Annotated in this window: 26 protein-coding genes and 2 tRNA genes; 22 read left to right on the forward strand and 6 right to left on the reverse strand. The window is 53.4% G+C overall.

Annotated features, from left to right (window positions below; all coding sequences use genetic code 11):
• From AYW79_RS16095 to AYW79_RS10505, 7 genes are all read left to right on the forward strand, one after another.
• On the forward strand, positions 1-185 hold a 185-nt coding region (locus tag AYW79_RS16095), incomplete at its 5' end, for a hypothetical protein (protein WP_231884541.1).
• Between the two features lie 29 nt (positions 186-214).
• Positions 215-2,152, forward strand: coding sequence for a hypothetical protein (locus tag AYW79_RS10480; RefSeq protein ID WP_143216111.1), 1,938 nt, complete (start codon positions 215-217; stop codon positions 2,150-2,152).
• Between the two features lie 6 nt (positions 2,153-2,158).
• A complete protein-coding gene (locus AYW79_RS10485; RefSeq protein WP_067565361.1) occupies positions 2,159-3,139 on the forward strand; it encodes an ABC transporter ATP-binding protein in 981 nt (326 codons plus the stop codon).
• Positions 3,136-4,125 (forward strand): ABC transporter permease, encoded by a 990-nt coding sequence (locus AYW79_RS10490; RefSeq protein WP_079289955.1) that lies wholly within the window; start codon positions 3,136-3,138, stop codon positions 4,123-4,125. The genes AYW79_RS10485 and AYW79_RS10490 overlap by 4 nt, the downstream gene beginning before the upstream one ends.
• A 52-nt stretch (positions 4,126-4,177) precedes the next feature.
• Positions 4,178-5,086: a roadblock/LC7 domain-containing protein gene (locus AYW79_RS10495; RefSeq protein WP_067565367.1), complete on the forward strand. Its 909-nt coding sequence runs from the start codon at positions 4,178-4,180 to the stop codon at positions 5,084-5,086.
• 77 nt (positions 5,087-5,163) lie between these two features.
• Positions 5,164-5,382 carry a NifU family protein gene (locus tag AYW79_RS10500; RefSeq protein WP_067565369.1) on the forward strand — a complete coding sequence of 73 codons (219 nt, stop codon included), beginning with the start codon at positions 5,164-5,166 and terminating at the stop codon, positions 5,380-5,382.
• A 31-nt stretch (positions 5,383-5,413) separates the two neighbouring features.
• Complete coding sequence (locus AYW79_RS10505) at positions 5,414-5,743, forward strand: thioredoxin family protein (RefSeq protein WP_179123012.1); 330 nt, start codon at positions 5,414-5,416, stop codon at positions 5,741-5,743.
• Positions 5,744-5,836: 93 nt separating this feature from the next.
• On the opposite strand, the gene AYW79_RS10510 is transcribed toward AYW79_RS10505, so the two are convergent.
• Positions 5,837-7,138, reverse strand: coding sequence for a glutamate-1-semialdehyde 2,1-aminomutase (locus tag AYW79_RS10510; RefSeq protein ID WP_067565375.1), 1,302 nt, complete (start codon positions 7,136-7,138; stop codon positions 5,837-5,839).
• 39 nt (positions 7,139-7,177) lie between these two features.
• Between AYW79_RS10510 and AYW79_RS15570 the strand changes: the two genes are divergently transcribed.
• From AYW79_RS15570 to AYW79_RS10575, 13 genes are all read left to right on the forward strand, one after another.
• On the forward strand, positions 7,178-7,327 hold the full coding sequence (locus AYW79_RS15570; protein WP_156481835.1) for a hypothetical protein: 150 nt from the start codon (positions 7,178-7,180) through the stop codon (positions 7,325-7,327).
• A gap of 8 nt (positions 7,328-7,335) precedes the next feature.
• The gene (gene selA / locus AYW79_RS10515) at positions 7,336-8,751 is read left to right on the forward strand and encodes an L-seryl-tRNA(Sec) selenium transferase (RefSeq protein WP_067565378.1); all 1,416 of its coding nucleotides are present in this window, start codon (positions 7,336-7,338) and stop codon (positions 8,749-8,751) included.
• A gap of 4 nt (positions 8,752-8,755) precedes the next feature.
• Entirely contained in the window at positions 8,756-9,805 is a 1,050-nt protein-coding gene (gene selD, locus AYW79_RS10520) for a selenide, water dikinase SelD (RefSeq protein ID WP_231877824.1), read from the forward strand.
• A complete protein-coding gene (gene hemZ / locus AYW79_RS10525; protein ID WP_067565384.1) occupies positions 9,802-11,448 on the forward strand; it encodes a coproporphyrinogen dehydrogenase HemZ in 1,647 nt (548 codons plus the stop codon). The genes selD and hemZ overlap by 4 nt, the downstream gene beginning before the upstream one ends.
• Positions 11,449-11,767: 319 nt before the next feature.
• Positions 11,768-13,039: a histidine--tRNA ligase gene (gene hisS, locus AYW79_RS10535; RefSeq protein ID WP_335339626.1), complete on the forward strand. Its 1,272-nt coding sequence runs from the start codon at positions 11,768-11,770 to the stop codon at positions 13,037-13,039.
• Between the two features lie 28 nt (positions 13,040-13,067).
• The gene (aspS, locus tag AYW79_RS10540; RefSeq protein ID WP_418251491.1) at positions 13,068-14,888 is read left to right on the forward strand and encodes an aspartate--tRNA ligase; all 1,821 of its coding nucleotides are present in this window, start codon (positions 13,068-13,070) and stop codon (positions 14,886-14,888) included.
• Positions 14,885-15,913, forward strand: a complete 1,029-nt coding sequence (gene ltaE, locus AYW79_RS10545) for a low-specificity L-threonine aldolase (protein ID WP_067565392.1) — start codon at positions 14,885-14,887, stop codon at positions 15,911-15,913. The genes aspS and ltaE overlap by 4 nt, the downstream gene beginning before the upstream one ends.
• A 20-nt stretch (positions 15,914-15,933) precedes the next feature.
• Complete coding sequence (locus tag AYW79_RS10550) at positions 15,934-17,226, forward strand: replication-associated recombination protein A (RefSeq protein WP_067565395.1); 1,293 nt, start codon at positions 15,934-15,936, stop codon at positions 17,224-17,226.
• 101 nt (positions 17,227-17,327) lie between these two features.
• Positions 17,328-17,738 (forward strand): RrF2 family transcriptional regulator, encoded by a 411-nt coding sequence (locus tag AYW79_RS10555; protein ID WP_067565399.1) that lies wholly within the window; start codon positions 17,328-17,330, stop codon positions 17,736-17,738.
• 20 nt (positions 17,739-17,758) lie between these two features.
• A complete protein-coding gene (locus AYW79_RS10560) occupies positions 17,759-18,940 on the forward strand; it encodes a cysteine desulfurase family protein (RefSeq protein WP_067565402.1) in 1,182 nt (393 codons plus the stop codon).
• Entirely contained in the window at positions 18,937-19,146 is a 210-nt protein-coding gene (locus tag AYW79_RS10565) for a hypothetical protein (protein WP_067565405.1), read from the forward strand. The genes AYW79_RS10560 and AYW79_RS10565 overlap by 4 nt, the downstream gene beginning before the upstream one ends.
• Positions 19,147-19,496: 350 nt before the next feature.
• Positions 19,497-19,573: transfer RNA gene (locus AYW79_RS10570), tRNA-Ile, on the forward strand.
• A gap of 8 nt (positions 19,574-19,581) precedes the next feature.
• A tRNA-Ala gene (locus AYW79_RS10575) sits at positions 19,582-19,657 on the forward strand.
• A 416-nt stretch (positions 19,658-20,073) separates the two neighbouring features.
• Here AYW79_RS10575 and AYW79_RS10580 read toward each other — a convergent pair.
• The gene (locus tag AYW79_RS10580) at positions 20,074-20,964 is read right to left on the reverse strand and encodes a DMT family transporter (protein WP_067953087.1); all 891 of its coding nucleotides are present in this window, start codon (positions 20,962-20,964) and stop codon (positions 20,074-20,076) included.
• 147 nt (positions 20,965-21,111) lie between these two features.
• Here AYW79_RS10580 and AYW79_RS10585 point away from each other — a divergent pair, with 147 nt between their 5' ends.
• Together AYW79_RS10585 and AYW79_RS10590 are read left to right on the forward strand one after the other, a co-directional pair.
• Positions 21,112-21,666: a bifunctional transcriptional activator/DNA repair enzyme AdaA gene (locus tag AYW79_RS10585; RefSeq protein WP_067953085.1), complete on the forward strand. Its 555-nt coding sequence runs from the start codon at positions 21,112-21,114 to the stop codon at positions 21,664-21,666.
• A 181-nt stretch (positions 21,667-21,847) separates the two neighbouring features.
• On the forward strand, positions 21,848-22,264 hold the full coding sequence (locus AYW79_RS10590; protein ID WP_067565411.1) for a hypothetical protein: 417 nt from the start codon (positions 21,848-21,850) through the stop codon (positions 22,262-22,264).
• A gap of 233 nt (positions 22,265-22,497) precedes the next feature.
• Here the strand turns inward: AYW79_RS10590 and AYW79_RS10595 are convergent, their stop codons facing one another.
• The 4 genes from AYW79_RS10595 to tnpB all read right to left on the reverse strand — a co-directional run bounded on the left by AYW79_RS10595 (position 22,498) and on the right by tnpB (position 25,908).
• Positions 22,498-22,953 (reverse strand): DnaJ family domain-containing protein, encoded by a 456-nt coding sequence (locus AYW79_RS10595; protein ID WP_067953083.1) that lies wholly within the window; start codon positions 22,951-22,953, stop codon positions 22,498-22,500.
• Between the two features lie 944 nt (positions 22,954-23,897).
• Entirely contained in the window at positions 23,898-24,269 is a 372-nt protein-coding gene (locus AYW79_RS10600; RefSeq protein WP_067565414.1) for an NUDIX hydrolase, read from the reverse strand.
• Positions 24,270-24,295: 26 nt separating this feature from the next.
• Complete coding sequence (locus tag AYW79_RS10605; RefSeq protein ID WP_067565417.1) at positions 24,296-24,676, reverse strand: alpha/beta hydrolase family protein; 381 nt, start codon at positions 24,674-24,676, stop codon at positions 24,296-24,298.
• Between the two features lie 44 nt (positions 24,677-24,720).
• Positions 24,721-25,908 carry an IS200/IS605 family element RNA-guided endonuclease TnpB gene (tnpB, locus tag AYW79_RS10610; RefSeq protein ID WP_335583216.1) on the reverse strand — a complete coding sequence of 396 codons (1,188 nt, stop codon included), beginning with the start codon at positions 25,906-25,908 and terminating at the stop codon, positions 24,721-24,723.
• Positions 25,909-26,092 lie beyond the last annotated feature (184 nt).

Below are 26,092 nucleotides of genomic sequence, written 5' to 3' on the forward strand. Positions count from 1 at the left end.
ACCGCCGTATGCGGACCCGCATGTACGGTGGTGTGAGAGGTCGGGGGCTAGGCGCCCCCTCCTACTCGATGCGTTCAGGCTCACTCACCGCGTTTCGCGCTAGACGTTTCGATGCGCCTAAACATTCGCTGGTAGAAGAACGCGTGGCGCAGAGTTCGCAAGGGCGTGTTTGCATGCTACAATAGGACAAACTGAATGGAAATGAGCGCATTTTATGGCTAGGCGTTACACATGGATGAACCGCGTGCTTGCGATCATTGTGGGGGTCGTCATTTTGTTTGTTTCAAGCGGCTCTGTCGCGCTTGCAAGCATGCAAAATCCGCAGCTCACTCTTCGCTCAAGCGTCGGCTTTCAGAGCTACTATAACCCACAGACGTGGGTGCCTGTTCGCATAACCGTCGTCAATCGCGGCAGTGCCCGACTGACCGGAGATCTGTCTTTCTCCATTGCACATCACGCCCCGTTTGGCGGATTGCTGAAATGGCCGCTCACCGTTTTGCCGCAGAGTACCGTGAAAACGACCATCGCAATCCCTGGGAACATGTTGAACAATCACGCAGTGCTGTCATTCGTTGTAAATGGCGTCTCGCAGGCGCTCACGCGTCTCGCAGGCGTGTCAACACTCGGGACATCACCGACTGGAATGGTCAGCACCACGCCACAAGCTGTACAGTCGCTGGCTGGCGTAACGCTGAACAGTGGAGCCGTCCAAATGGTTACGGCCTATCTCACGCCAGAGCAAATTCCGGCGCATAGCATGTTGCTACAAAGCTTGTCGAACCTCTATCTCGACGGCGAGGTGGCGAGCGCCCTTAGCACACAGCAAGTGCATGCCATCCTCGACTGGGTTAAAGCGGGGGGCGTTTTAATCCTTGGCGGGGTTCAACCGAACGCTGGACAAACACTGCCATTTCAAAGTGTCAGTCCAGTGACCCCGCAGGTTGTCATCGACAGCAAAGGGACAGCGCTCGCCACATTTGCAGGCGCTCCTCCGATGTCGGGGCCGCTACCTGAATTACTCGGCATAGCGACGAGCGACAGCCGCGTCATTATCGGTGACGCGAAGCACGCGCTCGTGGCTGATCGCGCGTATGGACGAGGAATCATAGCGTATGTGGGACTCAACCCGGCATCCCCGCTCCTCCTGTCGTGGGCTGGGAACACGATGTTTTACACCGCATTGTTTGAGGCGCTGCACACCCAATTGGCGCGCGCGCGATTTGATCTTTTTGGCGCGAGCGGATCGTGGTCGTTAGTGACTGCCGCGGAGCAGTTTCCACAACTCCACGCGCCGCCACTCTGGCTGTGGGCTACCATTTTTTTGCTCTATCTGTTCGCTGCGGGACCGGGGCTGTATGTTTTGTTGCGCCGCAATCGTAAACATGGGCGTGCTTGGTGGATTCTGCCGATCCTTTCGGTGTTTGTCGCAGGGGCCATCTATGAGTATGGGATTCTGGTGAGGCCGAACGGCATTCTCACGCAGAGCATCGGACTTATCGACATTGTCGATCCGCACATGGCTGAGGCGACAGGGGTGGAGGCGCTCATGTCGCCGCAGACAAGGGTCTATAGCGTTTCGACCCCGTCCGGCACATATGCTGTGCCGCTTAGTGAGTCGGATGTGCTGCCAAAACAGACGACTACGACTTTTTTGCCATCCGGTTCCTTGCTCAATTTCTCTGAAGTGCGCGCCTGGTCAGGACGTTACGCGTTTGTCGCAGGTGTCATGCGCCGCTTTGGTGCATTTAAAACGACACTGTATCGCACAAAAAATGAGATTTATGGAACCGTCACGAATCAGACGACAAGCTCATACACCGATCTTGCGCTGGTGATTCATGGCAAAGTGATCATGTTGGGTTCCTTGCGTGCAGGGCACACCACGTACGTTCAGACTGTACTCACGGATTCAACGAAGGTTCCATTTGCATTGCAACTCGCAAATGCGCTTCCGAGTTCGTCGTCTGGGGTTGGTCGCTCCATTTTTGAGTTCGTCAATGAACTCGCATCGCCATCCCTTCCGTCGCAAGCGATTTTGATCGGTTGGTCGCATGTCGAGCCCAAACTTTTCTATCCGGATGGTGCAGTGCTCTCTGCTTCACCGCAGTGGGTTGTTCGGGAATTGGTTCACGTGACTAAGGTTGCGGAGTGAATACGCATGATTCGAATTGAAAATTTGTGTAAGAAGTATGGTCGCTTTGAAGCGGTAAAAAATTTAAACCTAGACGTGCGGGATGGCACAGTCTTTGGATTTGTCGGAGAGAATGGAGCGGGAAAAACGACCACTTTGTCGATTCTCGCCACGCTGCTTCGCCCAACATCGGGACGGGCTTTTGTCGGCGGGGAGGAGGTTACGCGAAATCCGTCTGCCGTTCGGCGGCAGGTTGGATACATGCCCGACTCGTTTGGGGTATACGATGATCTGACCGTGCGCGAATACCTCGCGTTTTATGGCACGGCCTACCACGTTGCAGAATCGCTGATCGAATCTCGCACCCGAGATCTTCTTCATCGCGTCAATCTTGAGGACAAAGTGGATGCGTATGTGAATACATTGTCGCGCGGCATGCAACAGCGGCTGGGACTCGCCCGCAGTTTGATTCACGATCCGCCTGTCCTCATCTTGGACGAGCCAGCCTCAGGGCTTGACCCGCGATCGCGCATCGAGATGAAAGACTTGATCAAAGGATTGCGCGATCAAGGCAAGACGGTGCTCATCAGTTCGCATATTCTGCCTGAACTCGCGGAAATGTGCGATGAGATTGGCGTGATTCAAAACGGTTCTCTCGTCGCGTGTGCGGCAGTCGAGATTGTGACGGCGCGCGCCAATGGACAACGCATGCTCGGTTTTGAGTTGCTTGAAGGCGGGAGATTGCTCGGTGAGCGTCTTCGCCCTAACCCGCTGGTAACAGAAGTGGTTGTGCAAGGTGAGCAGCGTGTCGAGGTGTTGTTTTCTGGGAGCGAACGGCAACAAGTCGAGTTGATTCGGGAATTGTCACTCGCAGGCTATGCGATTAAAGGGGTATCTGAAGTGGCCGGAAGTCTTGAAGAGCTGTTTTTGCGTCTCACCGAGAGTGACACAAAGTCTGCGCAAATCGCGCAGCCAGAAAACGCGCTGCCTGCGAGTCGCGTCGTATGAGGCGTAAAAATAGATCTCGGCCAGTGGAAGTGTCCGTGGTGACGCGCGCGGTGGTTGCAAAGAGTTCAGGGATCCTTTTGCAGACCTTTGGCAACCCGCTGATACGCAAAGAGTTGCGCCAACGCATGCGCTCGGTGCGCTCCATTCTCGCGCTTTCCATGTACCTCCTGGCAATGGGAGCCATCGCATTCATCTTCATGTATCTGAATGTTCAGGGTCAGACGCTGCTGCTGCAACCGACACGCACGGCAGAACTGTTCACTTTTTTATCCTATTTACAATTGGCGATGATTTCGTTCGTCACGCCAGGCATTGCGGCCGGGGTCATCAGTGGCGAGCGCGAGCGGCAGACGTTGACCGTTTTGCTTACGACGCCGCTCACGCCGCTCACGATCATTGTGTCAAAATGGCTCGCATCGATTTCGTTTCTTTCTCTGCTCATCGTAATGACCCTGCCACTCTACAGCATCGTCTTTTTGTTTGGCGGCGTCGTTCCTTCACAAGTGATCGCGGTGTTTTGGCTTCAACTCGTGACGCTTGGCGCGATTGCAACAATCAGTGTATTTTGGTCCACCTTCATCCAACGGACAGGTTGGGCGACCGTTCTGTCATATGGGACAGTTGCCGTCATCTATATTTTGCTAGGGATTGCCGGCTATCTGATCGACGGGGTCGCTGCGCACAATCCGGATGCGTCCGCGTGGACAGACGCTGCGACGCTCTGTTATGCGCTTAATCCGCTGTTTATGTTGGCGAGCATCGTTGAGCGGTTCGGGCTGATTACTCCGGTTTATCACAACACCTTGGCAGCCTCCCTCTTTTCGTCGGTCGATGCGCATCATCTGGCGAGCTCTGGCTCGTGGTTTTTGTTTTTGACAGTGTACCTCGCAGGTTCGGTCGTGCTCCTTGGCGCGTGCGCTTGGCGCTTGCGACCGGGCGCGTTCTCGGTGTTCATGCGAAGGCTGTTATCTTGGGTTGCCCGATGAGTTGGGCCTGTGGTATGTTCACCCATAATGAGGCGTGTGAAGGAGGTTTCGCATGAGTGGTAGTATGCTCTATTTTGTGATTGGCATTGTTGTGATCGTGCTCGTCGCCGTGATTCTCATCGTGTGGTCGATACGGCAAATCCGCCGTGGAGAGACGCCGCGCGAGGCGAGCAAGCGACAGACGTTGTCATCGCTTGACGCGGATGGAATTGCGGATGGGCCAGCACAAAATAATAGCTCGTCCGTGCGCGAAGAACCGCTGTCCCACCCTCATGAGCACGCGGAGCAGCGCGACGCGCGTGAAGTGCTGCGCGCACTTCGCGCGAGCCAGGAAGACGCGCACGAGCGACTGGACGTGGTTCACGAAGACATAGAGCAGGCAAGCCCGATGATTCTTTTGCAACAAGACGTGGACGCATCATTTGCCGCGCTCTCTGAGGATCATGTTTTGGGACTCAGCGTCTTGTCGCAAGCGTCAGAGTCGGCGCTTGTAGGGGATGAGTCGACGCACAGAGAGAATGAACCGGCGCGCGCAGTTTCTGAAATGATCGAAGAACCACCGCTTCCGGCGATAGACCTTAGAGCGTATCTGGCCGAACGCCTGGCGCATCCTTCGGTGCTTGGATTTATGATCATTGATGAAAACGGAACGATCTCGGCGAGCGATCAAACGTATGACCCGGAACTCTCGGAGCTTTTTGGCACTCTCGTGGCGGATGCGAAGCGCACGGCGGATACCGTAGGGCTCGCGAGTCGACAGGAAGTGATCGTGCGCGGAGAAGAAGGTTTGATCTATCTTTTGCCACTCGCGCAATTGGAAGTGGCACAGCGCCCGCTCGTTGAAGATGAGCGGTTTTTGGTCGTTTTTCTCGATCCGCAGGAAGGATCTCTCGATGATGTCACGCGTGGGTTTTTACGCAGTGACGCGACGGATGAGAGGGTTGCGAAACACGCTCTGTAATCCGGCTTTTCGTACAGATTCGCTGCACAATGCGATGAACATGTGATATACTTTTTGTAAGTGAAGGAGGATGCGGAATGTTTGAACGTGTAGAGGCAGTCATAGATCATCTGCGTCCAGCACTTCAGTCTGATGGCGGGGATGTTGAACTGATCGATGTGAATGACGGCATCGTAACCCTTCACTTGTTGGGGGCATGCAGTGGCTGTCCGATGTCGACCATGACCCTGAAAATGGGGATCGAGCGAGCGATTAAACAGTCCGTACCCGAGATTCTCGAAGTCGTTGCGGTCTGAGCGGAATGGGTTATTGAGGTAGGTGTATGCGTTGGGGGATTCGTGCAAATCGATCACCCTCTCGACGTGGCGCGAGGTGTACGAGCGCACGCCATATGTGATTGTCGCATGCGTGGCGTCGTGGGATGAGTCGTCGCACAGAATGGAAGCGCTGCTTGACGAACTCGCGCAATGGTATGGCCCATCTGCGCCTGTTTTGCGGATCGATACCGATGTCGACCGCGCGGTGGCTGACGCACTTCAGATGCGGGTGATTCCAACGCTGCGCGTCTATGCGTGTGGTGTGATGGTCTGTGAAGTGACAGGGTATCTGCCCTTTTCAGCGATGCACGAGCGGGTGCGCGATTTTCTCCCCGAATAACAAGATGAAACGATCACCTGAACAGGAAAATACTCCTTTTCAGGTGATCATCGACGATCGCCGTTTCGCGCAAGTTTTGCGGGATGGCTATTTTTATGGGCGGATTGCGGCAAATGCGCTGTCGGCAATGGCGAGCGTCTCATCGATCATCGCTTCGGTGTGCTCTGTCGTGAGGAACCACGCCTCGTATTTGGATGGCGCGAGGTGAACGCCGTGTTCGAGCAAATGGTGGAAAAATGCGGAAAATTGTTGGCTGTTGGTGTCCATTGCTTGCGCGTAGTTTTCAATTTTTTCTGGTCCAAAGAATAGGGTAAACGCCGTTTTATAGCGATTCACCGTCACCGCCACGCCGTGCGCACGCGCGCGCGCGAGTAGGCCTGATTCGAGACGTTTTGCGAGCGTTTCCATGCGCTCATAGATGGTTGTGTCGGAAAGCAACTGGAGGCATGCGAGTCCAGCCCGAAGTGAAATGGCGTTTCCAGCCATCGTACCCGCCTGATACGCAGGGCCAAGCGGCGACACCTGCTCCATGATCTCCCGACGGCCACCGTATGCGCCGATCGGCAAGCCGCCCCCGATGATCTTGCCGAATGCATAAAGGTCAGGCTTTACATCGTCAAACTCGACGGCGCCGTAGCGAAAACGAAACCCGGTGATGACCTCATCGTAGATGAGCACCGCGCCGAGTTCATTTGCGACGCGGCGAACCTCGGCTAAATAACCTGGGTGTGGTGTGACGATTCCGAAGTTGCCAACGACTGGCTCGATCAGAATGGCTGCAATTTCTTCGCCATAATGGGACGCTGCCTGTCGCAGTGAGGCGACATCATTGAACGGCACCGTGATGACTTCTTGTGCGGTCGATGCAGGAACACCCGCGCTGTCAGGTACGCCGACAGAAGAAGGGCCGGAACCTGCCGCGACGAGAACGGCATCTGAATGTCCGTGATAACACCCTGCGAACTTGATGATGCGCGAACGCTTCGTGTAGGCGCGCGCCACGCGGAGGGTTGTCATCACCGCTTCGGTTCCAGAGTTGACCATGCGCACGCGCTCAAGCTCAGGAATGGCCGCTTTCAACCTTTCGGCGTACAGAGGCTCCCACACGCTTGGCGTTCCAAACAGATAGCCTTCGCGGCTGGCGTTTGCGACCGCTTCTGCGATGGCAGGGTGCGCGTGTCCTGTGATGATGGGTCCATAAGCGCAGACGTAGTCGATGTAGCGATTGCCGTCGACATCGTAGAGGTATGCGCCTTGTGCGCGCGCCATGGTGACAGGCGTATGGCCGCCAACCGATTTGAAGGAGCGCGCAGGGCTGTTGACACCGCCGAGGATGCTCTCTTTGGCGCGTTCGTACCAGCTCTCTGACTGTGAAATAGATCGTTTAACGTTCATATTGATTCAACGTGCCTCCTGCAAAATGAGTAGCTGATTGTGAACGCGTACTATCATCTCAAAAATGTAGGGTCGACGCAAAAGGATGTGGCGGGTGCCGCGCGCTGTGCAATCGCAATCGATCGTTGTTATACTAAAGAAAATGGGTGTGTGGCGCTTTTGCGCGCAGCGGGTATGACAAAGGAATGAAATGAGGCATGGATACAACTCAATTTCGACAGTTGCCAGCGGTTCATAAATTGCTGGAGTCGGCTGTTGTGGCGTCGTGGTGTGACGTTTACGCACGCACGGATGTGGTGCGCGCTTTGCAGGCGGCGCTGAGTCAGGCGCGCGCAGCGCTACGCGAAGGGGGGACCCTTGAGTCTTGGGATCAGCCCGCCATTTTGCGCATTGCGGCAGACGTGTTGACGAGGCAAGCGCAACTTCACCTGCGCGCCGTGATTAACGCGACGGGCATCGTCCTTCACACGAACTTGGGGCGGGCGCCGCTCGCCGCAGAGGCTATCGCGGCCGTTCAGGAGAGCGCGATGGGGTATAGCAATCTGGAACTTGATTTGGAGACAGGTCAGCGAGGTCAGCGGTATGACCATGTGGAGAAGGTAATCTGCGATTTGACTGGCGCGGAGGCGGCGCTGGTCGTCAACAACAACGCGGCTGCCGTATTTCTGATTCTTCGCGAGTTGGCAAACGGGGTGCCAGTCGCCATCTCGCGCGGTGAACTCATCGAGATTGGCGGATCGTTTCGCGTGAGTGAGATTATGCGCGAGAGCGGCGCACAACTGGTCGAGGTTGGCACGACGAATAAGACGCATGAGCGCGACTATGAGAACGCGCTCAATGAGGGCGTTGCACTTGTCTTGCGGATTCACGCCTCCAATTTTAAAATGCTCGGGTTCACGTATAAACCTTCGCTTGACGCGTTGGTCAAGCTTGCACACGCGCGGGATGTACCCGTCTACGAGGATCTGGGGAGCGGCTCGCTGTTTAATCTTAAAAAGGTGGGAATTGGCGAGGAGCCGACGGTGCGCGAGAGTATTGCGGCGGGCGTTGACGTCGTGTCATTCTCTGGTGATAAATTGCTCGGCGCAACGCAAGCCGGGATCATTTGCGGCAAGAAACGCTATCTAGATCGCTTGAAAAAAAATCAGCTTTTGCGCGCGCTGCGCGTGGATAAATTGACGCTCGCGGCGCTTGAAGCGACGCTGCGACTCTATCGCGATGAGGAGATTGCGCGCTCGCGCGTACCGACGCTTCACATGATGACGCGTGCAGTGGATGATCTTCGGGATGACGCGGATCGTCTCGCTGACACGCTACGCAAAAGTCTCGCCGCGCAGGGTAAAGGGGTCGTCGCTGACGTGCGCGTCACGCGTGTTGAATCGCAAGTGGGCGGCGGCGCGTTGCCGAGTGAAGATTTACCGTCGTACGGTGTGGCGTTACACGTTGTAGGTGTGTCTGAGCAAACGTTGCTTGAACGACTGCGCGCGCAGTCACCGCCGATTATCGCGCGGATTATGAAAGAGGAGGTGATTTTTGATGTCCGAACCATCTTTGCGTGGCAGCGCGACGAACTCGTCCGCGGAATCGCAAACGCCTGTACGGGATGCGCGTGAGAAGATTCGCCTGACGACTCTCACGGACAAATCTGGCTGAGGATGCAAAATCGGTCCGGCGGACCTTCAGCATGTTCTATCTTTTTTACCTCCGAACCTTCCCAACCCTGACCTGTTGGTCGGACTTGAGACGTCGGATGACGCAGGGGTCTATCGACTGAGTGATTCTCTGGCGCTCGTACAGACCGTAGATTACTTCACACCGATTGTGGATGATCCGTATGCGTTTGGCCAGATCGCTGCGGCAAACGCCCTGAGTGACATCTACGCGATGGGTGGAACGCCGCTTACGGTGCTGAATATCGTCGGGTTTCCCATTTCTACGTTGCCGCATGAATTGCTCGCGGAGATTCTTCGCGGTGGCGCGGATAAAGTGCGCGAGGCGGGGGCGACGCTGCTTGGCGGGCACTCGATTGATGATGTCGATCCGAAGTTCGGCATGGCCGTTACGGGCCTTATTGATCCGGCGAAGATTTGGACGAACGCAGGCGCGCAGGCGGACGACGTTCTCGTGTTGACAAAGCCGATTGGCGCCGGGATCATTACGAAGGCGATCAAGGAAGCGGTCGCATCCGAGGCGGACGCGGAGGAAGCGATCCACTGGATGAAGATGCTCAATCGTGCGGCGGCGGAGATTGCGAAACGCTACGATGTGCATGGCGTGACGGATGTCACAGGTTTTGGACTGCTGGGTCACGCGCTGGAAATGGCGCGCGGCGCAAGGCGGACGCTTTTGCTTGACGCGGATGCGGTGCCGATTTGTGCGGGGACGATCGACTACGCGAAACAAGGGCTTGTCCCGGCGGGCAGCAAGCGCAATTTGCTGTTTGTAGGGGAGGCGACGACGTTTGCGGAGGATGTTCCGGCGGTGGTGCGCACGGTGCTGGCAGACGCGGTGACGTCTGGTGGTCTGTTGCTCGCGTTGCCAGCCGCTTTTGCGCCTCAGCTTGTCGAAGAACTGCGCGCAGCCGGCATGACACGAAGTGCCGTCATTGGTCGATTTACTGAAGAACGCGTCGCGCAAATCATTGTCAAACGGGGGTCACAAGAGTGACTGCACGGGTGTGGCTGCGGGTCGATCCGCTCTTTACCGCAGACGTTAAACTGTTGGTTTCACTTTTTTTGCCGGGAGCACAGTTCACGAGCGGGGCACCTGCTACTGACGCTGCGCTTGCGCAAGATGAGTTGGCGATTGTCGCATCCATCGTCTGCACTGCGGCGGACGTGTGCGCGACAGTGACGCTTCGGGAAATGGTGAATGGGCTCAGCGCTTTGCGCGAGACGACACGCAAGCTCTCTCGGGGTGAGCGGATAGGGCAGAGCGAGCAGCGGCCTTTGACGTCGAGTGTGACGAGCGAAACGCCATTGCCTTCGACTTCTTCTGTGACGGTCGAAACACTGCGCTCTGATGATCCGCACACGGATCGAAAACTGCGTGTACTGATGAAACGCGCGCTGCGTTTTGCCTTGCACGAGGCGCTCGCCGCGACAACGGGAAGGCGGTTGACGTGGGGGTTACTTACAGGGGTGCGCCCAGTGAAGCTCCTTCACGAGTGGCAGCGGCAAGCGGGACAAAAGAGCGAGGAAGCATTGCGTGAGCGGTTACAGCGCGAGTATCTCGTCTCACCGGAGCGTGCGGCACTCGCAGCTGAGATCGCGGTGCGCGAGCGCGCGGCCGTGCCTGATTTGGAAACGCTCGACCGCGAGGTTAGCATCTACATCGGCATTCCGTTTTGCCCGACGCACTGTGCGTACTGTACGTTTCCTGCGTATTCTATGGTCGACAAGGCGCGCTATGCGTTTACGTTCCTTGACGCGCTTCTTCAGGAGATCAAAATGGTGGGACGCGTTTTGCGGGAAAAGCGCGTCGGGGTGACCACGGTATACGTGGGCGGTGGGACGCCAAGCAGTTTGCGTCCTGATGAGATGAGACGCTTGTTTGATGCTCTGCGTACGGAGGTGGGCGGAGCTTGGCGCGAGTTTTGTGTCGAGGCGGGACGGGCGGATACGATCACACCAGATCGGGTGGCGGCTATGGCGGAGTATGGCGTGGATCGCGTGAGCGTCAATCCGCAATCGTACCACCACCGCACGCTGCGTATGATGGGGCGTGGTCACTCGCCGGAAATCATTGATCGCCGCTTTGCGCTCGTGCGAGAGGCGGGCATTCGCAACATCAACATGGATCTAATCTTGGGGCTGCCTGGTGAGACGGGAGACGATGTGGCATATTCTGTGGAGCGAACGCTCGCGCTCGATCCTGACTCGGTGACGCTGCACACGCTCTCATTTAAACGTTCATCAGAGGTGACGGAGAAGCGGGAGAGCCTCGTTGTGCCGGATGACGAGGCGATGCTTTTGATGATGCGCGCGGCGGATCACGCAGTGCGCAGCGCGGGACTGCTGCCTTATTATCTCTATCGGCAACGAGACATCCTTGGCAATCTGGAGAATGTCGGATATGCCAAGCCGGGCTTTGAGGGCATCTATAACATCGCGATTATTGAAGAGGCGCAGACGATCATTGCGCTTGGCGGCGGCGCGGCCAGCAAATGGGTTGAGCCCGTGACGCGCCGGATTACTCGTCACGACAATCCGCGTGAACCACTCGCGTATGTGAACGCGATCGAGCGTGTACTTGCGGTTAAAGAGCGCGCGTTGATTCGGATTTGCGAGCAGATTGGCGCGGCGCATTGACAGATCGTGTTTGAAGCAGTAGTCTATACGATAAATCAAAATGAGATCGATGAAGAGAAGAGTATCAGGTGTACGCAGGCACAGAGAGAGACGAACGTGACTGAGAGTCGGCTCGCCAAATGCGTCCTTGAGAAGGACACCTCTGAGATGTTACGTGAGTACGGCGCAGCCGAAAAGCGCAACCGGGACCTCCCGTTATCCGATGGAGAGCTGTGCGTGATTTGTGCACAGTGAATAGGGTGGCACCACGGGCGCAGCGCGCTCGTCCCTCGGGACGGGTGCTTTTTTGTGTACAAAATGAGGGCTGGGGGATATGGCGATGGCGGATTTTGCACGACCGCGCGGAACGTATGACATAAAACCGAGTGAGACGCCTGCGTGGCAAGCTGTGGAGGATTTGGCGCGCACGCTTTTTTCGCACTATCACTTTGAAGAGATGCGCACACCAATTTTTGAGCACACTGAAGTTTTTGAACGCGGTGTCGGAGATACGAGCGATATTGTTCAAAAAGAGATGTATACGTTTGTCACGCGCGGTGAAAAGTCGGTCACGCTGCGTCCCGAAGGAACGGCTGGCGTCGTGCGCGCATTTGTCGAGAACAAGCTGTATGGTGGGCCACTCCCGGCGAAGCTGTGGTACTTAGGTCCGATGTTTCGCTATGAAGCGCCGCAGGCGGGGCGCAATCGCCAGTTTCATCAGTATGGCGTCGAGGTGATTGGCTCGTCCGATCCGCGCGTGGACGCGGAAGTGATTGAACTTGGCGCACGCTTTCTTTTAGAGGCGGGTGTGGCTGACGCGCGGCTTGAACTAAACTCTGTGGGCTGTCCGGTGTGTCGCGCGGCGCACCGTGCGGCGCTCATCGCGCACCTGGCGCCGATTCGCGGTTCGCTTTGCGCGGACTGCCAAGGGCGTTTTGAAAAGAATCCGTTGCGCATCCTCGATTGCAAAAAAGATCGTGATCGCCCGGAAGTGAAAAGCAGCCCGCGCATTACGGAATACCTTTGCGCGGATTGTCAGACGCAGTACAGCGCAGTGAAGCACAATCTTGATGTGCTCGGTGTGAGCTACGTCGAGGATTCGACGCTTGTGCGCGGTCTCGATTACTATACACAAACGACGTTTGAGTTCGTCGATGATCGTATCGGGGCAAAGAGCACGCTGCTCGCCGGCGGGCGTTACAACGGACTTGTTGAACAGTTGGGCGGTCCGGACATGCCGGGGATTGGATTTGCCGGGGGCGTTGAGCGTTTGCTGCTCGCGCGCGCTGTGCAGGAAGAAGAGGAAGGCGCGGCGAAAATCGATGCGTACATCGTGACGTTCGGGAGCGATCTGACAATTTTTGACGCGTCACTGCGGGTGCTGTCCCTTCTGCGTAAAGCGGGCGTCACGGCGGATCTTGACTATGCCGGGCGGGGGGTCAAGGCGCAGATGAAAACGGCGGATCGCCTCGGCGCGCGCGTAGCCGTTCTTCTTGGCGATGAGGAAGTCGCGAATGGTGCGGTGACACTGCGCGATTTGATGACAAAAGAGCAAAATCAAGTGAGTGAGGATGCGTGTGTCGAAGCGGTTCTCGCGCTACTTTCGCGATAGGATGGAGAGGGGAATAAACGTGGAAGCGATGATGAGTGGCACGCGTGCGGGACAACGTGAAGAAGTGACCGAGATGAGGACGCATGGCGCCGGGGTACTTCGACGAGAGCATGCGGGAAGTGCGGTGCGGCTGGCAGGATTTGTTCAGCGCCGGCGGGACTTGGGCGGTGTCATCTTTATTGACCTGCGGGACAGAACGGGTATTGCGCAATTGGTGTTTCGGCAAGACATCAACGCAGAGGCGTTGGAACTCGCTGATCGGTTGCGCAGTGAGTACGTGGTGCGCATAATGGGCCGCGTTGTAGCGAGGGAAGAGCATGCGGTCAACCCGAAAATCGAGACGGGCGAGATTGAAGTAGAGGTCACAACGCTTGAAATTTTGAATGGGGCAAAGACGCCGCCGTTTCTGCTGGAAGACGGGGGCGACGTCGATGAGATGGTGCGCCTTCGCTATCGCTATCTCGACTTGCGGCGACCGGAGATGTTGCGCACGTTTCGCCTTCGCCATCAGGTGATGCAATTCGTGCGGCAATTCCTTGATACGCGTCAGTTTATCGAGGTTGAGACGCCGATGCTCACACGCAGCACGCCAGAGGGCGCGCGCGATTACCTCGTGCCGTCGCGCGTTCATCCGGGCGAATTTTATGCGTTGCCACAGTCGCCGCAGCTTTTTAAGCAGCTCCTGATGGTCGGTGGATTTGAGCGGTATTTTCAGATTGTGCGCTGCTTTCGCGATGAGGACTTGCGCGCCGATCGGCAACCGGAGTTTACGCAGATCGACATTGAGACCTCCTTTTTAACGCAAGAAGAACTGATGACCATGATGGAGAACATGGTTGCGCAATTGATGCAAACAACGCTTGGCGTAACCGTGCCGCTTCCATTTCAGAGGATTCCCTATCACGACGCGATGGCGCGCTTTGGCTCAGATAAACCGGATTTGCGTTTCGACATGGAACTGTGCGATGTCGCTCCGGTTGTAAAGGATGCTTCTTTCAAGGTCTTTGCAGACGTGCTTGCAAAAGGCGGCGAGGTCAAGGCGCTTGTCGCGCCGGGATGCGGGACGTTTAGCCGAAAAGAGATTGATGATCTCGGCAAATTTGCCGCACGCTACAGAGCGAAGGGGCTCGCGTGGATGGTCGTGGAAGAAACGGGAGTGCGCTCTGCGATCGCGAAGTTTTTCACAGAGGAAGAGCTTGCGGCGGTCGTCGCGCATACTGGCGCAAAGGTCGGCGACCTGATTCTGTTTGTGGCCGATCAAAAGAAAGTGGTGGCAGACGCGCTTGGCGCATTGCGCGTGCATCTCGGCAAGCTGCTTGGGTTGATCGATGAATCGATCTTTGCGTTTGCCTGGATCACCGATTTTCCGCTTGTCTCGTATGACGAAGAGGCGCAGCGCTTCGTGGCGGAGCACCACCCCTTTACGATGCCAAATGTGGAAGATTTGCCGCTTCTTGAGACAGATCCTGGCCGTGTACGTGCGCAGGCGTATGACATGGTCTTGAACGGCTATGAAATCGGCGGTGGCTCGATGCGTATTTATCAGCGCGATGTGCAGGAAAAGATGTTTCAGACGCTTGGATTTACAATGGAAGATGCGCGCAGTCAATTCGGTTTTTTGCTCGATGCGTTCGAGTATGGGACGCCGCCGCACGGTGGAATTGCGTTTGGACTCGATCGGATCATCATGATCTTGGCCGGGCAGTCGTCGCTGCGGGATGTGATCGCGTTTCCGAAAACGGCGTCTGGCGCGGACGTCATGGTGATGGCGCCTTCAGCGGTTGAGCAAAAGCAGTTGGAGACGCTTCATCTTGAACTTGCCATTGAAACGGAGGCTACACAGAAATGATTGATTTGCGAAGTGATACGGTGACGCGCCCGTCGGCTGCCATGCGTCACGCGATGGCGCAGGCGGAAGTCGGAGATGACGTTTACCGCGAAGATCCCACCGTGTTGAAACTTGAGGAGACGGCGGCTGAAATGCTTGGAAAAGAAGCGGCGCTGTTTGTGACGAGTGGCACGCAGGGCAATCAGATCGCGGTTCTCACACACGCGCGTCCAGGCGACGAGGTAATCCTTGAGGCGGAGTCGCACATCTTTTATTACGAGGTCGGCGCAATGGCCGCGCTCGCGGGTGTTCAGGCGCGGACACTGCCAGGGGTGCGCGGTCAGATGCCTCTTTCGCAACTCAAGAAGGCGATTCGCGGTGTCAACATTCACTATCCAGAGACTAAATTGATTTGCCTTGAAAACACGCACAACCGGGCAGGCGGCGCGATTCTCCCGCTTTCTTACATGAAGGAAGTGTACGAGCTGGCGCAGGCGCATCAGGTGCCTGTGCATCTCGATGGGGCGCGTCTCTTTAACGCTGCGGTCGCATCAGGCATCGCGGTGCGGGAATTCGCCGCCGCCGTCGACACGGTGCAGGTATGCTTGTCAAAGGGGCTCGGCGCGCCGATCGGGTCGCTTCTCGCGGGGTCGCGTGAGTGGATTGAGCGCGCGCGCAAGTGGCGTAAGGCGCTGGGTGGCGGGATGCGTCAAGCGGGTGTGATTGCGGCGCCAGGGCTTTTGGCGCTAAACACGATGGTCGATCGTTTGGCGGATGATCACAGGCGGGCAAAGCGTCTTGCCGAAGGGCTCGCGCAGATTCCTGGAGTATCCATTCGTCCCGAGGATGTCGAGACGAACATCGTGATTGCAGACATCTCAGGACTGTCGGTGGGCATGGCAGATTTCTTGCAGAGACTCGCGAAAGAGAGCGTACTGGCGACGGATTTTAGCGAGACGACGGTGCGTTTTGTCACCCATGTGGACGTGGATGATGCAGCGATTGAAGCGACGCTATTGGCTGTGTCCCGCAGTGTAAGCGCGTAAACGAAAGGGGCGTATGCGCGATGGATGAATCGATTCCGCTGGCGGAGCGCATGCGTCCGCGCTCGCTTGATGAATTCTATGGGCAGCAGCACCTTTTACGGCCGGGAACGCTGATTCATCGCGCGATGCAGGCTGGCTTTTTGCGCTCTGTCATTCTTTGGGGGCCGCCGGGCGTGGGCAAGACGACGCTTGCGAAACTGATGGCCAATCGGGCGGATGCACGGTTGATCGAACTCTCTGCGGTCTCGTCCGGCACGCGGGAATTGCGTGAGGTGTTTGCACAGGCGGATGAAGAGCGCCGTCTCTACGGCATTCAGACGCTCGTTTTTATTGATGAGATTCACCGCTACACAAAGACACAGCAGGACGCGCTGCTCCCAGCTGTCGAACGCGGGGTTGTGCACTTGATCGGGAGCACGACGCAAAACCCGCGCATGGCGCTCACGCCGGCACTTTTGAGTCGGCTGCAGATCGTTCAATTGCGACCGCTGACACAGGATGACCTGCGCTTGGCGGTAGAGCAGGCGCTTACCGATGAGACGCGCGGTCTTGGCGGGCGCGGGGTTTTGCTTGAGGATGATGCGCGGGATCTGCTCCTCGCGCTCAGTGGCGGTGACGTAAGGCGCGCCTTGACGACACTTGAGTGGGCGGTGTATCAGTCTGAGTCGTGCGACGGCGTTGTGCGCGTAAAACGCGCGACTGTGCAGCGGATTCTTGAAGAGGCGCGCGGCGCGGTGGATGAATCGACGCTCTATGACATGCTGAGCGCGTTTGGAAAGTCTCTGCGCGGAAGTGACAGTGACGCGGCGGTGTACTGGTTTATGCGGATGGTAGATGCAGGAGTCGATCCACGCATCCCCGTTCGGAGGATGATCGTGCATGCCAGCGAGGATGTCGGCATGGCGAATCCGCAGGCGCTCCTTCAGGCGATGGCGGCGTGGCAGGCGCTCGATGTGGTCGGGATGCCCGAGGCGCGCATTCCGATTGCCCAGGCGATTGTCTTTGTGTGTGAGTCGCCAAAGTCAAACAGTATCGTCGTCGCGCTTGGCAAGGTTGAAACGGCAATTCGGGCACATCCGCACGCGGCGGTGCCACTTCATTTGCGCGATAAGAGTTACCCACGTGAGGATGATGGAAATGTGACGTATCGCTACCCTCACGATTATCCGCATCATCACGTCAAGCAGGTCTATCTTCCGTCGCCGCTTGAGCGGGAAACTTTTTATGCGCCCAGTACTGAAGGGCTTGAACAGCGTGTCCATCCGCGAAAACATGGAAGGTCAATGGATGAAAAGGGAGAAAATCCTGTCTAAAATCGTATAAAAGGTTGCAGAACGCTCACAATTTCGGTTTTAGGGTATGGTATACTGGCAACGATAGGATGTATGAGTGTATCGATTCAGAGGTGTAGAGCGTGAAGATCTCGACGAAAGGTCGCTATGGCCTGCTTCTCATGGTAGACCTTGCTGTGTCAGGCGTATCTGGACCAGTATCCTTGAAGTCGGTCGCAGAGCGCAAAGGTCTATCCGACCATTACCTCGAACAGTTAATCGCACCGCTGCGAAATGCGGGAATGGTTAAAAGTGTACGCGGTGCGTACGGTGGCTATACCCTCGCACGTCCTCCTGAGGCGATTACTACGGGAGACGTGCTTCATGTATTGGAGGGTCCGATCGCGATCGTCGAAGAGACGGGAGATGGACTTGAGGCGTTCTGGCTCTCTTTGCAAGATAAAATTGATGAGGTATTGCGCACGACAACCCTTGCGGACCTTGTTGAATTGTATGGTAAAGACAGTAAGAATGGCTATATGTTTTATATTTGATACGTGAAAGAAGGGTGTTCATGGAAACCGCTTATCTTGACGCGGCGGCTACGACCCCCCTTTCTTTGGAAGTTCGTCAGAAGATGATGAAGAGCTTGGATGAAACGTCCGGAAATCCTTCGAGTTTACACCGAAAAGGACGCAGCGCTCGCCAATTGTTGGAGCGTGCGCGTGCAGAGTTGGCTCAAGCGCTTCACTGCCGCAAAGATGAGTTGATCTTTACGAGTGGTGGAACGGAAGCGGATTATCTTGGCATCACAGGCCTTGCAACGAGTAGTAAAAACCGCCATATCGTCAGCACAGCGTATGAACACCACGCGGTGCTAAGTACGCTTTTGGTAATGGAACGGCTTGGATATGAAGTATCGCTTGTGAATCCGCGCGCAGATGGACTGATTCACGCGGAGGATGTGCTTCAAGCGGTGCGCGACGATACGTGTCTTGTCAGTGTGATGTGGGTGAACAATGAGACGGGGGCCGTTGCGCCAATTGATGAACTTGGCCGTGTGCTTCGCGGACGGAGGATTCCTTTCCACGTTGACGGCGTACAGGCGCCAGCGTTTCTTCGCGTGGATCTTGACGCGGTGCCTGTGGATGCCGTGAGTTTTAGCGCACATAAACTTTTTGGACCTGTCGGTGTGGGTGCACTCTATGTTCGCGCGGGTGTGTCGTTTGATCCTTTCTATCCGCAAGGCACACAGGAGCGTGGGCGGCGGGGCGGCACAGAGAGTGTTGTGCTCGCAAGTGGGATGGCGACTGCTTTCGCTTTGCAAACAGAGCACTTTGAAGCTCGTGTCGCGCAGATAAAGGCACTGTCGGATCGATTTGTTCGACATGCATCTGCGCAAATTGATGGGGTTTTGTGGCAACTTCCGGAGATTCGTACGCCGCACATTGTAAGTGTGCGAGTGGTGGGGATCAAGGCGGATGTGCTGCTTATGAACCTTGATCTGCGTGGCGTATTTGCGTCGAGCGGGTCAGCGTGTTCAGCGGGTTCTGCAGAACCTTCTCACGTCATGAAGGCGCTCGGAATGTCGCAGCGTGAGGCGAGAGAGGTTGTGCGATTCAGTTTTTCAAGTGCAACGACCGATGCAGAAGTAGACTATGCGGTAGATGCGTTCTGTGAAGCGGTGCATCAGATTCGCTCGGGCCGATTAGGAAATGGAAAAAATGGTTATTCTGAGGATGCCAAAGCAGAATGAAAGAGGTGACTGACGTGGAACGCTGTCCGCATTGCAATTGCCGAGATATTGGAAAGATCGGCAACAATCAATTCTACTGTTGGAATTGTTTTATGGAATTTGCGCTTGTCGGGGATGAAGTGAAGATTTATCACGTGGACGAGGACGGAAGCCTTGTCGCCTGGAATCCAGAACCTCCGATGGAAGATACACCGGCTGCCGTCTGACCAGGAATGGCGCTCTGTTCGTCGGTAGTTACGGAGTTGTGCTGAGTGGTACGAGCCTTTGCCTGTATTACAACTTGGTCGGGTGTTACGACTCGTGAAGGGTGTTAGGAAAGGGCGACGAGTACTCCAACTCGTACGAGTTGGTAGGACGGATCTCGGGTGTAGACACGCGTTTCATTTCGCGATGGAGTGAACCATTCTGATAGTGATTTTTCAACGCAGCAGGACGAGTTTGTCGGAATAAAAAACTGCGATGAAAAAAGGTTCTACTGTTTCCTCCACAAAGTTGAGAAAAGCCCTTGCACTGTGAGCGCATGATATGCTATATTAACACATGTCGCACGACGCAAGGGCCTATAGCTCAGCTGGCTAGAGCGCACGACTGATAATCGTGAGGTCAGAGGTTCAAGTCCTCTTAGGCCCACCAGACAACTTGGGGATATAGCTCAGTTGGTAGAGCACCTGCCTTGCAAGCAGGGGGTCAGCGGTTCGAATCCGCTTATCTCCACCACGGAAAACCTTGATAGATCTAGGAAAATCGGACTGTACCCCCACAGGGTATGCAGTCCGATTTTGTTTTATGTCCTAGTTTTGGACTAGTTTCTTTTTGGACAAAAATGGAATCGTAGGAAGAGGTCGATTTAGTTCCGAATCGTTCACTGATGGCCTTGATGTTTACATCTTGTTCGAGAAGCATACTACCATGCGTATGACGTAGATCGTAGAGACGTATTTTAGGGAGATTCGCTTTCGCGTGGATTTTTGCGCTCGCATTTCTGTGGTAGAAGGTAGGTCTCCGCGCAGTGCGGGGATTTTATATGAGTGGCGGGTTGGCGTTCGGTTTCATAATAGCGCGGCGTTGGCCGTGGGCACCCGAATAATGAACAAGTACTATGTACCATAAACTCGCCTATTTTTCGAAACTATTCATGGTACTGTTTCACTCGTTCGGGGCTTCGTGAAACGGATATGAACTACAAACGCGACGCTGAATAATAGGATGATCAGACCGATCACCAATCGAATCGTAACAGCCTCCCTCAGAAATAGTCCACCCCAAATCACTCCGAACACAGGTACTAGGAAGGTGACGGTCAGTGTTTTCACCGGGCCAACCCTGTGAATTAAAGCAAAATAAAACAAGTAGGCAACAGCTGTACAGAATACGGCCAACCCAAGCACTGAGAAGAGCACAACTCGGGACGGAATCACGTGTGGCAGCGCGTTCAGACTAAAAGGTATGAGTAGCAAGCTTGCGGCTACTTGCTGACCAATCGCCATGTCCATGGGTCTCTCCCCTTTAAAATGCCTAGATGAGAAGACTCCGGCGATTCCATAGAAAATCGCTGCAAGCAGGGAGAATGACGCAGATCGCAAGAGGTGCGAACCCTGTTCGCTAGAACCCCCACCAACCAAGATGCCTACACCGATGATGCCCATGACTACGCCAGAAAATTTTTTCAATGTAAAGCGATCCTTTGTCCATAGCCAAGCGACTAAGGCTGTGAACATGGGGGTTGTTGCGTTGAGGATAGCCGCTAAACCGGCGCCTAGGCGCAATTCTGCATAGGAAATCAACGTAAATGGGATCGCTGCGTTTGTTGCTCCTAGTATTAAATACTGCCAACATTTGTGGAGAATTTGTATTCGATGTCGTGTTATCATTGCAAAAATCATGAGTGTGATTGCGGCTAGAAGCACACGAAGTTCGATGAGTACCAGTGGTCCAAGCGCGGGTGCGCTGATGCGCATAAACAAAAACGACCCACCCCAAAGGGCAGACAGAATCAGAAGCATTACTACATCTTTGGCCTTCACGGTGGTTCCTCCTTGAATCGATGACTTTATCATCAGTTTTATCAGTTGGAACGTATCGTTGGCTTTCGTATTCTTGTTCTTTCATCCGGCATGCCTTATCATCCCGCAACGAGGGAACTATACTTAGGCACAGAAGGAGGGAAACGCATGATAGAAGAACAATGGAATGCGATCATCAATCGTGATCCGTCTTATGATGGACAATTCTTTTATGCAGTGAAAACAACAGGAATATTTTGTCGTCCTTCTTGTAAGTCCAGGGATCCGAACAGGGACAACGTTTTAGTTTTTATGACCGTGGATGCAGCAATGGCGGCGGGGTTTCGCACTTGCAAGCGTTGCCGCCCAGACCAGTTTCGCAGGCCAGCTGAGGAACTCGTGCACAAAACAATGGAGTATATTGAGATGCATTACTCTGAACCGTTTACGTTGGGTGGAGTGGCAGAGGCGTTGCACATCAGCCACTATCATTTGCATCATGTTTTCAAGCGATTGACTGGGTTCACACCTGTGGAATTTTTGCTGCAAGTTCGATTGGCGGAGGCGAAACGACTGCTAGAGGAAACAAACCTAAATGTCACCGAGGCGGCGGTGTCTGTAGGATTCGTAAGCGTAGCACATTTCTCGACCGTGTTCCGAAAACAAGTTGGACAATCACCTTCTGCGTATCGGAATGTAACTCGGAATTCTAATGTCAGATAAAAAACACGTCTACTGGGGTATGGGGACTGACCCCCGTTTTTGAGACAGGGATCAAAACTCCTTCTACACCTAAGCAACCAGTCGTCGGAAAGGATAGAAGGTTGACGGGCTACTGTGTTGGATTGAAGCTAAAGAAAATGTTTTTGCAACTCGAAGAAGTATGGCCAAAGGATCCCTTGCAGTGTTCCATTTGGCCTTTGAATACGATGGATGTCAGACGGTAACGGTATATATCATCGATTTTTCCCGTAATCTACAATTTTACCGAAGTCATAATGAAGATGGTTCAATGGGATTTTCTGATGCTTATTTTGTGCTGTACTCTAATGAGGCTGATTTAAGGCAACGAAAAGAGAGTGACCCAACACGAGAACGAAGAGAATTTGAAAAGCATTTGAATCTAATCGAGCCTCAAAAGAGGCTGTTTACAGCATTGAATGATGTTGTACCTGGATACGCAAATTTGATAGAGGCAAAGACGGTAGATGATAACGTGAAATCAATTATTCAATTCAACAAGTCACTCCCAAAGGTCGAACGTCACTCTGTCGAGTTGTTTGACTTCATGGTAATGTGGATGAAACAGAATGCACCTTAAGACGTTGCCTTGCTGCGTTTACGGGAGGCAAGTGCTTGGCAAGCATCACACGCCTAAACTGCATGTTCATGCAGTACGCCAAGTTTGTCACTTATGTCACACTTGGGCAGGATAGCTTCGTACTGAGTCTGACATGATATCTGATAGACTTCCAAATGCTGAGCATTTAGATCGTCCGTCTCAGAAGGCTTCGTTGTACTTCCACAGCGTAAGTCTATTCGGGGTACATAAACTTACTCAAATTGTTTGGCTTGAGTTCGATAGTTCTTCACAGTTACATGGGGCTTTTCAAACAACGGGTTCGGACAGACACGATTGTATTTCTTGATTTTGATGTTGATTTCCGCGATTTTGGCCTCCAAGTTTGGCGTGGCGTTCCTGTCCACTGCGTCAATCAGAGACTTCAGCATGTCGCGGATTTCATGCTGGAGTTCCAGCCAATGGGGAAGCACGTTTGCGTTTTTCATGACTCGAGAAAGGTAATAGTTTTCGTGAACCTTGCCTTCCAGGTTAAGAGGCTTACCTTTACCCTCCAGATTGTCAAAGCCGCCCTGTTGTGCGTGTTCTGCGATAATTTGGTCGATTGCGCTTGCATAGTGCCGTTCACGCACAATGGTCTCTGCTGCGTCCTCCCTTACATTGTCAGGTATGAAGTTCGTCGACCTTGTTTTTCCCCAGCGAATCTCCATGATTAATCCCCCTTTTGTTCACAGTAACGAATTAAGGCTAATTTAGTTTGTTAACTGTCCAATGCAGGTTTAATCAGATGATTACAACAATTTAACCGCGTACGGTGGGGCAGATCACATCAACCACCTTGATGCAGATTTCAATCATACGTGCCGTACTAGGACGAATTATCAATTCATCGAGGTTGCATCCAGTCAGTGAAGCCAACGGAACGGGCAGCCACGGTGAGATTTGGCACACGTCGGCGCAGTAGCGGAACGTTCAGTTGCGGTTCATCCATGTTGACATCACAAATATTTTTTGATTACTTTAAATAGTAACATGATTACAGTGGAATAGAAATATACAAACGCACCAGACGGAGAAAAAAGGTTGGAAACTTCATGAACTTCTATTTTAAGGAGAACGCGGTAGAACCTGCTCTATGGAGAACAAGGCGGAGATAGGGCCTCGTGGTGTAAGATGGACGAACGGGTTCAAAATGTGTGGAACAACAAAATTTTGCATAAACATACGATTAAACCGCATGGCCGTTTGTTCATCTCTATGGCGGGAATGTTGAATAAGATCACCGGTTGGGTGATCGGATGTTTTCACATTGAACCTGTTCTTCAGATGATATAGGTCACGGAGGTGAGATCGCATGGTGCGGGCAAAGATTTTTCAATCAGGGCGAAGCGAGGCGGTTCGTTTACCTAAAGAATTTCGTTTTAATTTATTGGCATTCAATTGGAGATGTGTGTTTCTTGTGTTAGCGCCATCTTTTGTTCAGTGCGGTTTGTTGTTTAACGCTGCCACTAGTCACGCCGTAACACGTACTATCTTTCGATAAAATCTGAATTGTACACGGAGTTGAAACGCGGATAAGCACGATCAAGTTCAAAACCTGCGTACTCCAAGGATAAACAAGAGTTTATGCTTTGTTCCTATGCTTATGAAGAAATCACAAACTTAGCCCTCCGATGATTTCGTCAATAACAGGTCGTGTTATACGGTCGATTTTTTTGGCGTCGTCCAAATTAATCCACTTAACTTCTATAATATCCGCATTTTCGGGTCGGGTCTTATCAAGATGAAGTGAACCACTCACGATGGTGACGCCAAAGGTGAACTTGCCTACGCACTGACGAATAAGTTTGGTGACAAACACATCATATCCGGTTTCCTCTTTCAACTCGCGAACACACGCCTCTTCTGGAGTTTCATTGGGGTCAATTTGTCCACCAGGGAAATTCCAAACGATGGCCCCGCGACTCACTTTTTGACGAACCATAAGTATTTTGTTGTCTTGTATGACGACGCCTTCAGCAATCATTCGAATCGCCTCTAACCATTTCTGAGTTATATATACTTCCTAAAGAACTGGTGAATTTTATCTTGATATTCTAGTCCATATGGTTTTAATCCGTGTTCTCCATCTGGATACTCTATGTAGGTGTGTGTTTTTTTGTACTTGCCTAGCTTTTTTACAAATTCTCTTACCTGTTCAACGGGGACGTGCTTGTCTTTGGCACCGTGGATAATCAAAATCGGGACATTGATTTCATCAGCCCAGTATGTTGCGGATCGGGCGATGTATTCATTTTTATGTGTATCTGGATGTCCAACGATTCGTTCACAAATAGGCTTCATGTCATTGCGCTTGTTGTAGCCATCAAGAAAATCAGCTAGACCAGAGATGACCGTAGCTGCTTTAATGTCGATTCCTTTTCGTAGAGCCATTTGACCTCCTCCCCATGGATAAATCCAGGGGATTCCAACTATCACTAGTTGGCTTTCCTGCTTCGTTGAAGCTTACCTTGACGCGAGGATTGCTTGCGCCCTGGTCTTACGGCTTCTCCACAGGCGATCACCGCAAGCCCTGCGGCTAAAATATTCTGTGCGGCATTGATGTCGCGATCATGCGTTTTCCCACATTCAGGGCACGTCCACTCACGGACATTCAGTGGCATTTTCGGTATGATATGACCGCAATCGTAGCAACGCTTACTGGAAGGGTAGAATTTATCGATCTTGACGACCGTTCTCCCGTGCCAGGTCGCTTTGTATTCCAGTTGGCGGATGAGTTCAGACCAACTCACATCGGCAATGGACTTGGCTAACTTGTGATTGCGAATCATATTTTTCACTTGCAAACTTTCCGCGGCAATCACTTGGTTTTCGTGAATTAACCTAGTCGTTAGTTTGTGCGTGAAATCTTGGCGACGATCCGCGATGCGAGCGTGTATTCTCGCCACTTTGATTCTGGCTTTGTCGCGGTTCTTTGAACCTTTTTGCTTTTTGGCGAGTTGGCGTTGCGCTTTTGCTAGTTTCTTTTCGTCTTTACGGAAAAACTTTGGATTGCCAATTTTTTCACCACTCGAAAGAATTACCATATGGGTAAGCCCTATGTCCAAACCGAGTTGTGTTCCTATTTTCGGAAGTGGAGTCGTTGGTTCATCTACCAGAATTGAAATATAGTAACGATTCGCGGCGTCTTTCGATACCGTCACTGAGGATGGCGTGCCAGAAAAATAGCGTGACCATCGAATATCAAGCGGCTCCTTCATTTTTGCCAGAGTGATGTTTTTACCATCCCACTTAAAAGCAGAGGACATGAAACTAGCCGACTGCTTGTTGTGTTTCTTGTGAAATTTCGGGTAATCCGTGTGTCCTTCAAAAAAGTTAAGAAAGGCGCGATCCAAATGAGCAAGTGATTGTTGTAAGGTGACGCTCGATACTTCATTAAGCCAAACCGTTTCCGGTTGCCGTTTCAAGACGGTAAGTTGAGCAGATAAATCTTTGTAATACAAGCGTCTGCCCTCCTTGTAATAGGCATCCGTCTTGAGTCGTAACCCCCAATTGTAGACATAGCGAACACACCCAAAGGTTCGAGAGAGTAATTGTCCTTGTCCTGCTGTCGGGTAGAAACGGTATTTATAGGCTTTTTGTGTCATGTTTAGATTATACCGCATAACACCTAAAAAGAAAACATTCGCCTAACAGTGAGCGCCTTATATCCCCATAGATGAATCAAGGGGTTTTACGGCGCATTTGATAAACAGTTGATCCAAAGAATGATTATCGCAGGATCAAGTCCGAGATGTGGTGTAAATTCGCCCCTCGGTAGAGATTGAGTTATGTCAACTTATCTTGGTG

It is taken from the genome of Ferroacidibacillus organovorans, assembly GCF_001642725.1.
GTDB classification, from domain to species: domain Bacteria; phylum Bacillota; class Bacilli; order Alicyclobacillales; family SLC66; genus Ferroacidibacillus; species Ferroacidibacillus organovorans.

Coding starts and splice junctions, on each gene's coding strand:
- hisS (WP_335339626.1), top strand. CDS start 11,768: ATGGCGGATTTTGCACGACCGCGCGGAACGTATGACATAAAACCGAGT.
- AYW79_RS10500 (WP_067565369.1), top strand. CDS start 5,164: ATGTTTGAACGTGTAGAGGCAGTCATAGATCATCTGCGTCCAGCACTT.
- AYW79_RS10605 (WP_067565417.1), bottom strand. CDS start 24,676: ATGGCTCTACGAAAAGGAATCGACATTAAAGCAGCTACGGTCATCTCT.
- aspS (WP_418251491.1), top strand. CDS start 13,068: ATGATGAGTGGCACGCGTGCGGGACAACGTGAAGAAGTGACCGAGATG.
- AYW79_RS10550 (WP_067565395.1), top strand. CDS start 15,934: ATGGATGAATCGATTCCGCTGGCGGAGCGCATGCGTCCGCGCTCGCTT.
- AYW79_RS10485 (WP_067565361.1), top strand. CDS start 2,159: ATGATTCGAATTGAAAATTTGTGTAAGAAGTATGGTCGCTTTGAAGCG.
- AYW79_RS10565 (WP_067565405.1), top strand. CDS start 18,937: ATGAAAGAGGTGACTGACGTGGAACGCTGTCCGCATTGCAATTGCCGA.
- AYW79_RS10490 (WP_079289955.1), top strand. CDS start 3,136: ATGAGGCGTAAAAATAGATCTCGGCCAGTGGAAGTGTCCGTGGTGACG.
- AYW79_RS10480 (WP_143216111.1), top strand. CDS start 215: ATGGCTAGGCGTTACACATGGATGAACCGCGTGCTTGCGATCATTGTG.
- AYW79_RS10585 (WP_067953085.1), top strand. CDS start 21,112: ATGATAGAAGAACAATGGAATGCGATCATCAATCGTGATCCGTCTTAT.
- selA (WP_067565378.1), top strand. CDS start 7,336: ATGGATACAACTCAATTTCGACAGTTGCCAGCGGTTCATAAATTGCTG.
- ltaE (WP_067565392.1), top strand. CDS start 14,885: ATGATTGATTTGCGAAGTGATACGGTGACGCGCCCGTCGGCTGCCATG.
- AYW79_RS10595 (WP_067953083.1), bottom strand. CDS start 22,953: ATGGAGATTCGCTGGGGAAAAACAAGGTCGACGAACTTCATACCTGAC.
- AYW79_RS10560 (WP_067565402.1), top strand. CDS start 17,759: ATGGAAACCGCTTATCTTGACGCGGCGGCTACGACCCCCCTTTCTTTG.
- AYW79_RS10495 (WP_067565367.1), top strand. CDS start 4,178: ATGAGTGGTAGTATGCTCTATTTTGTGATTGGCATTGTTGTGATCGTG.
- tnpB (WP_335583216.1), bottom strand. CDS start 25,908: ATGCGGTATAATCTAAACATGACACAAAAAGCCTATAAATACCGTTTC.
- AYW79_RS10600 (WP_067565414.1), bottom strand. CDS start 24,269: ATGATTGCTGAAGGCGTCGTCATACAAGACAACAAAATACTTATGGTT.
- AYW79_RS10510 (WP_067565375.1), bottom strand. CDS start 7,138: ATGAACGTTAAACGATCTATTTCACAGTCAGAGAGCTGGTACGAACGC.